Annotated in this window: 11 protein-coding genes and 1 riboswitch; of the genes, 8 read left to right on the top strand and 3 right to left on the bottom strand. The window is 60.2% G+C overall.

Annotated elements, in window-relative coordinates; all coding sequences use genetic code 11:
* Positions 1-61: 61 nt before the first annotated feature.
* From J2W17_RS21690 to J2W17_RS21675, 4 genes are all read left to right on the top strand, one after another.
* Positions 62-244 carry a CPXCG motif-containing cysteine-rich protein gene (locus tag J2W17_RS21690; protein ID WP_008153387.1) on the top strand — a complete coding sequence of 61 codons (183 nt, stop codon included), beginning with the start codon at positions 62-64 and terminating at the stop codon, positions 242-244.
* Between the two features lie 13 nt (positions 245-257).
* A complete protein-coding gene (locus J2W17_RS21685; RefSeq protein ID WP_307339034.1) occupies positions 258-518 on the top strand; it encodes a putative signal transducing protein in 261 nt (86 codons plus the stop codon).
* Positions 519-553: 35 nt separating this feature from the next.
* A complete protein-coding gene (locus J2W17_RS21680) occupies positions 554-1,177 on the top strand; it encodes an SOS response-associated peptidase (RefSeq protein ID WP_307339031.1) in 624 nt (207 codons plus the stop codon).
* A gap of 229 nt (positions 1,178-1,406) precedes the next feature.
* A complete protein-coding gene (locus J2W17_RS21675) occupies positions 1,407-2,225 on the top strand; it encodes a M48 family metallopeptidase (RefSeq protein ID WP_307339028.1) in 819 nt (272 codons plus the stop codon).
* A gap of 123 nt (positions 2,226-2,348) precedes the next feature.
* On the opposite strand, the gene J2W17_RS21670 is transcribed toward J2W17_RS21675, so the two are convergent.
* The 3 genes from J2W17_RS21670 to J2W17_RS21660 all read right to left on the bottom strand — a co-directional run bounded on the left by J2W17_RS21670 (position 2,349) and on the right by J2W17_RS21660 (position 5,195).
* Positions 2,349-2,933, bottom strand: a complete 585-nt coding sequence (locus J2W17_RS21670) for a TMEM165/GDT1 family protein (RefSeq protein WP_307339025.1) — start codon at positions 2,931-2,933, stop codon at positions 2,349-2,351.
* An 88-nt stretch (positions 2,934-3,021) separates the two neighbouring features.
* A riboswitch (yybP-ykoY riboswitch) is annotated at positions 3,022-3,146 on the bottom strand.
* Positions 3,147-3,197: 51 nt separating this feature from the next.
* Positions 3,198-4,196 (bottom strand): class I SAM-dependent methyltransferase, encoded by a 999-nt coding sequence (locus J2W17_RS21665; protein WP_307339021.1) that lies wholly within the window; start codon positions 4,194-4,196, stop codon positions 3,198-3,200.
* Between the two features lie 33 nt (positions 4,197-4,229).
* Positions 4,230-5,195, bottom strand: coding sequence for a 2-hydroxyacid dehydrogenase (locus J2W17_RS21660; protein ID WP_307339018.1), 966 nt, complete (start codon positions 5,193-5,195; stop codon positions 4,230-4,232).
* 178 nt (positions 5,196-5,373) lie between these two features.
* Here J2W17_RS21660 and J2W17_RS21655 point away from each other — a divergent pair, with 178 nt between their 5' ends.
* From J2W17_RS21655 to J2W17_RS21640, 4 genes are all read left to right on the top strand, one after another.
* Complete coding sequence (locus J2W17_RS21655; protein WP_307339014.1) at positions 5,374-6,003, top strand: LysE family translocator; 630 nt, start codon at positions 5,374-5,376, stop codon at positions 6,001-6,003.
* Positions 6,004-6,249: 246 nt separating this feature from the next.
* Positions 6,250-7,932, top strand: a complete 1,683-nt coding sequence (locus J2W17_RS21650) for a fatty acid--CoA ligase (RefSeq protein ID WP_307339011.1) — start codon at positions 6,250-6,252, stop codon at positions 7,930-7,932.
* Positions 7,933-8,268: 336 nt separating this feature from the next.
* Positions 8,269-10,215: a DUF1302 domain-containing protein gene (locus tag J2W17_RS21645; protein WP_307339007.1), complete on the top strand. Its 1,947-nt coding sequence runs from the start codon at positions 8,269-8,271 to the stop codon at positions 10,213-10,215.
* A 28-nt stretch (positions 10,216-10,243) separates the two neighbouring features.
* Positions 10,244-11,608, top strand: a complete 1,365-nt coding sequence (locus J2W17_RS21640) for a DUF1329 domain-containing protein (RefSeq protein WP_307339004.1) — start codon at positions 10,244-10,246, stop codon at positions 11,606-11,608.
* Positions 11,609-11,948 lie beyond the last annotated feature (340 nt).

Here is an 11,948-nt window from a genome sequence, read left to right as displayed (position 1 = left end):
GACAAAAATAGCCCTGCAAATAGACCGGCGATTATACGCACAAGTTACCCGGGAGACCGCGATGCTGGAAACCGAGCGCTACGAATGTCCGTATTGTGGTGAAGAGGCTGAAGCTGTGCTGGATTTGTCAGGCGGCGATCAGACGTATATCGAAGATTGCCCGGTGTGTTGCCGCCCCATTACGTTTGTCCTGCAGACCGATGGGCAGGAATGGTTGCTCGAAGTTCACAGCGAAAACGAATGAAAAGGGGCACGCCATGCAGCGAATCTACGAGCCGGAAAACCTGATGGAAGGGGAGTTGCTGCAAGGCATGCTGGCCAGCGAGGGCATCGAGGCGCATCTGGTGGGACGGGATTTGGTCGGGGGCAGCGGCGAGTTGCCGATCTTCGGTCTGCTGGGGCTGTCGGTCGATAACGATCAGGCTGCCTACGCCAGGGAACTGATCACTGCGTACAATGCGGCGCTGCCACTGTCCGGCGATGAACCGGAGAGTTTTCCCGGCACACTGGTCTGTTAGGCTGGTGTTCGTTTTATCCAGAGTTGTGCTGCCCCATGTGTGGACGTTATGCCTTGTTTCGCTGGAACGCCGCCTTCGCGGCTTTGCCGGGTTTCCCTGTCGATCAACAGGCCCAGTGGAATATTTCTCCCAACGATTCGGTGTTGATGCTGCGCGCCGGCAGTGATGGCCAGCGTGAGTTGGCCCGTGCCCGTTGGGGGCTGACCCCGCCGTGGCTGACGGACCTGTCCCGGACCCCGGCCCATGCCCGCGCCGAAACCGTGGCCGAACAGCCGATGTTCCGCGAGGCCTTGCGTGTGCGCCGCTGTCTGCTACCGGCCAACGGTTTCTACGAATGGCGCGGCACCACCCGCAAACGCCCGTACTGGCTGACCCCGGCAGAGGGCTCGGCGCTGTTTTTTGCGGCGATCTGGGAGGCCTATCCGGTGCAGGAACAGGTGTGGCTGAGCACGGCGGTGATCACCCAGCCGGCGGCGAGTCAGCGTCGGCCGTTGATTCTCGATGCAGCGGGGCAGGAGGCGTGGCTCAATCCCGAGACACCGCTGCATGGGCTGCAGGCGTTGCTTGCCAGTGAGCCCACGGCATTACGCGAGCGGGTGCTGGCGAACATGGTGAATGATCCGAAGCTGAATGGGCCGGAGTGTCTTACTCCGGGTTGATCGGTGCTTGTGCGGGCCACTTCGCTACCCGACTTGCTCGCGAAGGGGCCCTACTGTCTGGCCTTGGTCTATGACCTGGCCCGCCGCCGCAATCGACTCCCCCGCCGTGAAATATTTTTACCTCAGCAATGGGAGCTTTATCCAAAATATCGGTCTGCATGTCTGATGTATCTGGCGCCGATACCCATCCACGCCTAGGATACCCGGCATGTTTTCAGGGAGTTTTTCGATGAGCAAGACATTGGTTTTGTGTGCGCTGAGCGCAGGTTTGCTGCTCGCCGGTTGTCAGTCGGTCAATACCACCAGCGGTGGCGCTGTGGGTGTTGAGCGCAAACAGTACATGTTCAGCATGTTGTCGACTGATGAGGTCAACCAGATGTACGCCCAGTCTTATCAAAAGACCGTCGGGGAGGCGAGCAGCAAAGGGGTGCTGGACAAAACCAGTAACGATGCGAAGCGCATTCAGGCGATCTCCAGGCGGCTGATTGCCCAGGCGCCGGTGTTCCGTCCGGATTCGGCCCAGTGGCAATGGGAAGTGAACCTGATCAAGAGCGATGAGCTGAATGCCTCTTGCGGGCCTGGCGGCAAGATCATTTTCTACTCCGGGCTGATCGACAAGCTGCAACTCACCGACGACGAAATCGCCGCGATCATCGGCCATGAAATTGCTCACGCCTTGCGCGAGCATGGTCGTGAAGCGATGTCCAAGGCTTATGGTATCGAAATGGCCAAGCAGGGCGCCGGTGCGTTGTTCGGTCTGGGCGAGGGCAGCCTGGCCCTGGCGGACACCGTAGCCCAATACGGCATGACCTTGCCCAACAGTCGCAGCAATGAAAACGAAGCAGACTTGATCGGCCTCGAATTGGCTGCCCGCGCCGGGTACAACCCGAACGCCGCGATCTCGCTCTGGAACAAAATGAGCAAAGCCTCGAATGGCGCGCCGCCAGAGTTCTTGAGCACTCACCCGGCGTCGGCCAGTCGGATCGCTGCCTTGCAGGCGGCGATTCCGAAGGTCATGCCATTGTACGAGCAGGCCAAGAAGTCCTGATAGTCATGCGGTTACGCCACTGACGCCTTCGCGAGCAGGCTCGCTCCCACATTGAAATGCGATCAACTGTGGGAGCGAGCCTGCTCGCGAAGAGCGATTACGCGGTGCTACTGACTAAACGCATCAAACCCACCCACTGCTCTGCATCGCCTTGTACACCGCGACAATCGCCAGGATGAGAAACGCCGACGCCGCCAGGCGACGGATCAGGGTCAGTGGCAGTTTGTCCGCGGCAAAGTTACCCGCCAGTACCACGGGCATGTTGGCGATCAGCATGCCGAGGGTGGTGCCGATGATCACCAGCCACAGCTCCGGGTATTGCGCCGCCAGCATCACGGTGGCGACCTGGGTCTTGTCCCCCATTTCCGCGAGGAAAAACGCGATCAGCGTGGTCAGGAACGGTCCGAATTTGCGGGCGGTGCTGGCTTCGTCGTCGTCCATCTTGTCCGGCACCAGGGTCCACAGCGCAGTTGCGGCGAAGCTGGCGGCGAGGATCCAGTGCAGCGTCGCATCCGAGAAGAAACTGCCGAACCAGGCGCCTACCACACCGGCTGCCGCATGGTTGGCCAGGGTCGCGGCGACGATGCCGGCGATGATGGGCCAGGGCTTGCGAAAACGGGCAGCGAGGATGAGTGCGAGCAATTGCGTCTTGTCGCCGATTTCGGCCAAGGCAACGATCGCGGTAGGAACGAGTAAAGAATCCAGCATCAGGGTTTTCCTAAGGGGCGGGTCGACACGGCTATGACACGTACAGCCTTCCCGCCCCGGGTAAGGTGTTCGTGTCATAGGTCTTGTCAAACCCTGCGTTCCGTCTGATGCGGACGCTTGGGTCGCATACGCCATGGTCTGTTGACCAAGTATGTTGACGTATGCCGGACGAGCATGGCGCTCGCGGGAGACTACTCCCCTAGGACGGAGCGGATTCTGCCTAGGCAAATCCGATTGGGCAAGCCTCTTTTTTTAAAAGAAGTGTCAGCCGCGCTTTGCCCGGTAGATCCTGAACCCTTGCCCCTCGGCCTTGATTGCACAGATGCCCAAGTGTTCTTCGATCAGCGGCTGATACTTCAGGAAGCTGTTCGCTACCAGCCGCAGTTCGCCACCATTTTTCAGATGTTTGGCCGCTTTTCGCAGCAAGTTCTCCGTGGCGTGATAATCGGTATGGACCCCGACATGGAAGGGCGGGTTGCTCAGGATTGCGCTTAACCCCATGGGGGCGGCATCGATTCCGTCACCGGTAATAACGTCCGCTTCAAGGCCGTTGGCGGCCAATGTCAGACGACTGCTGGCCGCGGCAAATGCATCGACATCGAGCAAGGTCACCAGATTGTGCGGGTAGCGACGTTTCACCGCCGCGCCCAGCACACCGGCGCCGCAACCGAAGTCCAGCAGATGGCCGCTCGGCAGCTTGTCCAGATGTTCCAGGAGCAGGGCGCTGCCGCGGTCCAGTCGGCCATGGCTGAACACACCGGGCAGGCTGATGACCTTCAATGGGCCTTCGGCCAGCGGCAGTTCGTATTCCTGGGCCAGGCTTTCCAGGGATTTGGCTTGCGGCGCATTGGCCACGGTGACCTGCCATAGCTGGCAATGCCGCGCGCTGTCGAGTTTGCGCGGTTTGCCCAAGGGATTGAGTTGCTTGGATGCGCCCTCGATGCCGCTGCGCTTTTCGCCGACCAGATACACTTCGCGACCGGCCAGGCGCGAGGCAACGGCATTGAGGATGTAATCGGTCAGGTCCTTGGACTTGGGCAGAAACACCACGGCGGCGTCGAACCCGCGCTCCGGTACCGTTACGCCAAAATGGCTGCGCTCGGTAAACCGCGCGTCCAGCGCCGCTTGATCGCCGGCATGCCAGCACCAGCCATGGGCATCGGGCAGACGACCCAGCAGGTCGTCGGCGGGCAAACCGGCCAGCAACACCGAACCCTGGAATAATTCAGCCTGGCGAAGCAGTACTTCACTGCGCGGATCCATCATCTGCTCCTTGAAAAAAAGTGCCGCAGTTTATCAACTGACGACCCGCAGCGCTTTACCGCTGAAATACCCCTGGGCGTTCTCGGTCAATTGGCCAACGATCCGCTGCCGTGCTTCTCGACTGCCCCAGGCGTTGTGCGGCGTGACGATCAGCCGCGGAATGTCAGGGGCCAACAGCGGGTTGCCAGCGGTCGGTGGTTCGACGCTCAGCACGTCGGTGGCCGCGCCGCCCAGATGACCGTTGCGCAAGGCGTCGGCCAGGGCCTGTTCGTCGATCAGGCCACCGCGCGCGGTGTTGATCACGAAGGCGCCGGGTTTCATCGACGCCAGTTCCTGGGCACCGATGAAGTGTCGGGTGTGTTCGTTGAGCGGGCAGTGCAGGGTCAGCGCGTCGATTTGCGGCAGCAGTTCATCCAGTGGCAAACGATCCGGCCGGGCCGGGCGTCCCGGAATCTGCCCCAGCAACACGCGCATGCCGAACGCTTCGGCGAGTCGTGCGACCGCGCCGCCCAATTCGCCGTGACCGAGCAGGCCGAGGGTTTTGCCTTCCAGTTCGACGATTGGATAGTCCAGCAGACAGAACTGTTTCGCCTGCTGCCAGCGACCTTCGCCGACGGCTTTCTGATAGTCGGCCAGGCGGGTCGCCAGATTGAGCAGCAACATGATGGTGTGTTGAGCCACCGACGGCGTGCCGTAGCCCTGACAGTTGCACACCGTTATGCCATGGGCGCGGGCCGCGACGAGGTCGACGTTGTTGGTACCGGTGGCGGTGATCAGGATCAGCTTCAGCTCGGGGCTGGCGGCGATGGCGTCGGCATCGATCAGGATTTTGTTGCTGATGGCGACCGTGGCGCCCTTGAGGCGTTCGATGACCTGGTCCGGCGTGGTCTGTGCGAACAGCTGCAGTTCGCTGAAACAGGCGCGCAACGGGCTGAGGTCGAGATCGCCCAGGTCCAGGGAGGGATGGTCGAGGAAAACGGCGCGGCAAGAGTTCGTCATCAACTGTACCTTTTGTGCATTGAACTGAAGGCGTAATCTGCCGAGCCTACCAGATGAAACAAGTGGTTACTCATAGCCTGGTCCGGCACCATACTGTGGGAGCGAGCAAGCCCGCTCCCACAGGTATGGCGTTCGCTACAGAGTTTTTATTGATCGATCTGCCCCCAGAGGAGCCCCCATGTACTGGACAGAGTTCTTGACCGTTGCCCTGATTCATTTGCTGGCCGTCGCCAGCCCCGGCCCGGACTTTGCCGTGGTGGTCCGTGAAAGCGTGACCCACGGTCGTCGCGCCGGCACCTGGACGGCGCTGGGCGTCGGCACGGCCATTTTCCTGCACGTCGGTTACTCGTTGCTCGGCATCGGCTTGATCGTGTCGCAGTCGATTGTGTTGTTCAACGCCTTGAAGTGGGCTGCCGCCGCTTATCTGTTGTATATCGGCTTCAAGGCCCTGCGTGCGCAGCCGGCCAGACCGGTGACGGACGATCTGCATCAGGAAGCAGGCGAGCGTACGGCTCGTGGTGCCTTCACGTCGGGTTTCGTGACCAATGGCCTGAACCCGAAAGCCACGCTGTTCTTCCTGTCGCTGTTCACCGTGGTGATCAACCCGCACACGCCGCTGGCGGTCCAGGCAGGCTACGGGCTCTATCTGGCGCTGGCCACGGCGGTGTGGTTTTGCCTGGTGGCGATGCTGTTCAGCCAGCAGCGCGTACGCGCCGGTTTTGCCCGCATGGGTCATTGGTTCGACCGGACCATGGGCGCGGTGCTGATCGCCATCGGCGTGAAACTCGCCTTTACCGAGATGCATTGATCCCTGTAGGAGCCGGCTTGCCGGCGAAAGGGGCACCGCGGTGTTTCGGAATAACCGCGGTGACGCTTTCGCCTGCAAGCCAGCTCCTACAGAGGGCCGTGTCTGGACCGGATACCTGCAAGTGTTGGCGCAATGCTAGCATTTACTCGGGTCTGCAAATCATTCCTTTGGCTGATTTGGCTGGCGCCCAAGGGCACTAGAGTGCTCACATTCAGTCACGACCGTGCAGTCAGAAAAGGGATTCTTATGTTGCAGACTCGCGTTATCCCCCCAGCCGAAGGCGCTTACCAGTATCCGCTGTTGATCAAACGGCTGTTGATGTCCGGCGCGCGTTACGAGAAAACCCGCGAGATCATCTACCGTGACCAGCTGCGCTACAGCTATCCGACCCTGATCGAACGGGTCGCGCGGCTGGCCAACGTACTCACGGCAGCCGGCGTCAAGGCCGGCGATACCGTGGCGGTCATGGACTGGGACAGCCATCGATACCTGGAGTGCATGTTCGCCATCCCGATGATCGGTGCGGTGATCCACACCATCAACGTGCGCCTGTCGCCGGAACAGATCCTCTACACCATGAACCACGCCGAGGACCGCTTCGTGCTGGTCAACAGCGAGTTCGTCGGGCTGTACACCGCGATTGCCGGGCACCTGACCACTGTAGAGAAAACCCTGCTGCTGACCGACCTGCCGGAAAAGACCGCCGATTTGCCGAACCTCATCGGCGAGTATGAACAGTTGCTGGCGGCGGCGAGCACGCAGTACGACTTCCAGGACTTCGACGAAAACTCGGTCGCGACCACCTTCTACACCACAGGCACCACCGGTAATCCCAAAGGCGTGTACTTTACCCATCGGCAACTGGTGCTGCACACCATGGGTGTGTCGACGATCATGGGCGCCATCGACAGCGTAAGGCTGCTGGGCACCAACGACGTGTACATGCCGATCACCCCGATGTTCCACGTGCACGCCTGGGGCTTGCCGTATGTGGCGACCATGCTCGGGCTCAAGCAGGTCTATCCCGGTCGATACGACCCGGAATACCTGGTGGAGCTGTGGCGCAAGGAGAAGGTCACCTTTTCCCACTGCGTGCCGACCATCCTGCAAATGGTCCTCAATGCCAAGGCGGCACAAGGCACGGATTTCGGTGGCTGGAAAATCGTCATCGGCGGCAGTGCGCTGAACCGTGCGCTGTACGAAGCGGCCAAGGCCAAGGGCATCCAGCTGACCGCCGCCTACGGCATGTCGGAAACCGGGCCGCTGGTGTCGTGCGCGCACCTCAACGACGAGCTGATGGCCGGCACCGAAGACGAACGCACCACGTACCGGATCAAGGCCGGTGTACCGGGGCCCCTGGTGGAGGCGGCGATCGTCGACACCGACGGCAACTTCCTGCCCGCCGATGGCGAGACCCAGGGCGAACTGGTGCTGCGTGCACCGTGGCTCACCGAAGGTTATTTCAATGAACCGCAGAAGGGCGCCGAGCTCTGGGCCGGAGGCTGGCTGCACACCGGTGACGTGGCGACCCTGGACAGCATGGGGGTGATCGACATTCGCGACCGGATCAAGGACGTGATCAAGACCGGTGGCGAGTGGATTTCCTCGCTGGACCTGGAAGACCTGATCAGCCGCCACCCGGCGGTACGCGAAGTAGCAGTGGTGGGCATTGCCGATCCGCAGTGGGGCGAACGTCCGTTTGCCTTGCTGGTGATCCGCGAAGGCCAGGTTATCGGGGCGAAGGAACTCAAGGAGCACCTCAAGCCATTCGTGGAGCAGGGGCACCTGAGCAAGTGGGCCATCCCGAGCCAGATTGCCCTTGTTACTGAAATTCCCAAGACCAGCGTCGGCAAACTCGACAAGAAGCGGATTCGCGTCGACATCACCGAATGGCAAGCCAACAACAGCACCTTCCTCTCAACGCTTTAAGCGTCCCCTGGCGTGCCCCAAAAGGCACGCCAGGCCCACCAAGCAAGCGCTTGGCTTGTCAAATCCGAATTTTCAGCCATCCTTGCCGTGCCGACAAGTGTCGGATTGGCGAAAGGACTGTTCCAGAGTGGTTGGCGCTGCAAATCACACTTTAGAGGGATCAAGCAGTACTACCTGCTGGCTATAGTCCGCTCAAGGATTTTTAAGAACGGAGCACACGCACAAACCGGGGCGATGCGACTTTGGAATGATTTGGGACACGCTTGGCGCCCAGTCCTCCATAGCGTTTTTAAGAGTGCTAATTGCCATAACAATAATGCACATGGAGTAGCGTCGATGACATCAGTAAACCAGTTCTGGCGCAGGGCGAAACTGCCCCTGGCGGTCAGTCTTGCCTCTACGCTCGCCGGGCCAGCATTCGGCGTCAGTTTCAACGTTGGTGAGATCGAAGGTCAGTTCGACTCATCCCTGTCGATCGGAGCCAGTTGGTCTACCGAGAGTGCCAACAAGAACCTCATCGGCGTCAACAACGGCGGTCGCGGCCTGTCCCAGACTTCCGACGATGGTCACCTGAACTTCAAGAGCGGCGAAACCTTCTCGAAGATCTTCAAGGGCATCCATGACCTTGAGTTGAAATATGGCGACACCGGCGTTTTCGTCCGTGGCAAATACTGGTACGACTTCGAACTCAAGGACGAAAGTCGTCCGTTCAAGGACATCAGCGACAGCAACCGCAAGGAAGGCGCCAAGTCCTCCGGCGGGCAAATCCTCGATGCCTTTGTCTATCACAACTATTCCGTTGCCGATCAGCCGGGCTCCGTGCGTCTGGGCAAGCAGGTCGTGAGCTGGGGTGAAAGTACCTTCATTGGCGGCGGCATCAACTCGATCAACCCGATCGACGTTTCCGCGTTCCGTCGTCCAGGTGCCGAGATCAAGGAAGGCCTGATCCCGGTCAACATGTTCTACGTGTCCCAGAGCCTCACCGAGAACCTCTCGACCGAAGCCTTCTATCAACTGGAATGGGACCAGACCGTTACCGACAACTGCGGCACGTTCTTCTCGCAACCGGACGTGATCTCCGATGGTTGCGACAACAACCTCGCGGTACTGCGCACCCGCAACGGCCTCAACGGCGCGCTGACGGCGGCGGGCCTGCCTGCGGGGCTGCGTAATGCCAGCATCAACACCCTCGCTGCCCGGGGCGTGACCTGGGGCGACCCGGATGAAGGCGCCATCGTTCGTCGCGGTCCGGATCGCGATGCACGGGACAGCGGCCAGTTCGGCGTGTCTTTCAAGTACATGTTCGAGCCGCTGGACACCGAATTCGGTGCCTATTTCATGAATTACCACAGTCGTGCGCCGATTTTCAGCGGCAAAGGCGCTCCGGCGAGCGCTTACAGCGGGGCGGCCTTGGGAGGCGCACTGGTCGGTGCGGGTATTCCGGGCACTATCGTGGGCGGCCCGACGGGCCTGGCTGCGCAGTTGTTACCGTTCCAGGTGGTGGGCAACTCCAGCTACTTCGTCGAGTACCCGGAAGACATTCGCCTGTATGGCCTGAGCTTCTCCACCACGTTGCCTACGGGTACGGCGTGGAGTGGTGAAGTCAGCTACCGTCCGAATGCGCCGGTGCAACTCAACACCACCGACATCCTTTATTCCGGCCTGACACCGCTGAACCCTAACGTTTCCGTACTGCAAGGAAGTCCGGGACAAGATCAACACGGCTATCGCCGCAAGGAAGTCACTCAGCTGCAGACCACCTTCACGCACTTCTTCGACCAGGTGATGGGTGCTGCGCGCCTGACCTTGGTAGGTGAGGTCGGCTATACCCACGTCGGCGGCCTGGAAAGCAATTCCGAAGCCCGCTACGGCCGTGACCCGAGCTACGGTCCTGGCCCGTTGCCAGGTGGCCAGTGTCAGGTATTGAACACCGGAACCCTGGCCGGCGGCCCGCAGAACAATGTGAGTCGTTATTGCGAAAACGACGGCTTCACCACCGCCAACTCCTGGGGTTATCGCGGTCGTGCCATCTGGGAATACAACGATGCAATCGCCGGGGTGAACCTCAAGCCGAACGTGGCCTGGTCCCATGACGTGGAAGGCTACTCGCCTGGTCCTGGCGGCAACTTCGAGGAAGGTCGCAAGGCAGTCAGCCTGGGCGTCGATGCCGAATACCAGAACACCTACACCGCGAGCCTGGCATACACCAACTTCTTCGACGGCAAGTACACCACCACGGATGACCGCGACTTCGTTGCGCTCAGCTTGGGCGTGAACTTCTAAGCACTGTATTTTCAGGACGAACACACATATGAAAATAACAAAGAGTCTGTTCCACGTCGGTGTCCTGGGGCTTTCGCTGCTGGCGACCGGGGTGATGGCTGCGGTCCCTGCGGCCGAAGCGGACAAGCTGGGCAAGAGCCTGACCCCGATGGGCGCCGAGATGGCGGGCAACGCCGACGGGTCGATCCCGGCCTGGAAACCGATGGCGAAAAACGCCGGCAACGTTGACGGCAAAGGCTTCCTGTCCGACCCGTTCGCCAGTGAAAAACCGCTGTTCACCATCACTGCGCAGAACGTCGACCAGTACAAGGACAAGCTTGCCCCGGGTCAGTACGCGATGTTCAAGCGCTACCCCGAAACCTTCAAGATGCCGGTCTACCCGTCCCATCGCGGCGCCACCGTGCCGGATGCCGTGTTTGCCTCCATCAAGAAAAATGCCACCAGCACCAACCTGGTGTCCGGTGGCAACGGCCTGGAAAACTTTGAAACCGCAATACCGTTCCCGATTCCGAAAACCGGCGTGGAAGTCATCTGGAACCACATCACCCGCTATCGCGGCGGCAGCGTGACCCGTCTGGTCACTCAGGCCACACCGCAGCCGAACGGCTCGTATAGCCTGGTGTACTTCCAGGACCAGTTCGTGTTCCGCGACAAGATGAAGGATTACGATCCGGCCAACCCGGGCAACATCCTGTTCTACTTCAAGCAGAAAGTGACCGCGCCGGCACGTCTGGCCGGTGGCGTGTTGCTGGTGCACGAAACCCTCGACCAGGTTAAAGAGCCACGTTCGGCATGGGTCTACAACGCCGGTCAGCGTCGGGTAAGGCGTGCGCCGCAAGTGTCCTATGACGGGCCGGGTACCGCTGCCGATGGCCTGCGTACCTCCGACAACCTGGACATGTACAACGGTGCGCCGGACCGTTACGACTGGAAGCTCGAAGGCAAGAAAGAGATGTACATCGCCTCCGACGCCTACAAGCTCGACGATCCGAAGCTGAAATATGCCGACATCATCAAGGCCGGTCACATCAACCAGGACCTGACTCGCTACGAGTTGCGCCGGGTCTGGCATGTGGTGGCTACCTTGAAGGAAGGTCAGCGTCACATCTATGCCAAGCGTGACTTCTACATCGACGAAGACACCTGGCAAGCGGCGGTGATCGACCACTACGACGGTCGTAATCAGCTGTGGCGCGTGGCGGAAGCCCACGCCCAGAACTATTACAACGTCCAGGTGCCTTGGTACACCCTGGAAACCCTGTATGACCTGCAATCGGGTCGTTACCTGGCGCTGGGCATGAAGAACGAAGAGAAGTCGGCGTATGACTTCGGCTTCACCGCGACTACCAGCGACTTCACGCCGGCGGCGCTGCGTCAGGATGGTGTTCGCTAACGTTTACCTAACAGAGGCCGCATCCTCGAAAAACGCTCCAACTGGTTCATAATGCTGTTCAGTTTGGAAATTGTAGGAGCGAGCTTGCTCACGATGGTCGTTAACGGGAACGCGTGTTTACTGGCTAAACGCGGCGCTCTTGAGTCCATCGCGAGCAAGCTCGCTCCTACAATGGAAGCGCATTGCGCTTGACTGAACGGCATGACTGACCGGTCCGGGGCGTTTTTTTTGTCCTGGTCTTTTTGTAGCCATTTGTAGCAATAACCTTCATTCCCTCTTCGTTTACCGCTAGTCTGCGGACATCTGCAACGCCGCCATCAGCATTCGAACAAGAGCCGGC

The organism is Pseudomonas lini (assembly GCF_030812475.1).
Classification (GTDB): domain Bacteria; phylum Pseudomonadota; class Gammaproteobacteria; order Pseudomonadales; family Pseudomonadaceae; genus Aquipseudomonas; species Aquipseudomonas lini_A.
This window is presented reverse-complemented; position numbering and strand designations above follow the sequence as displayed.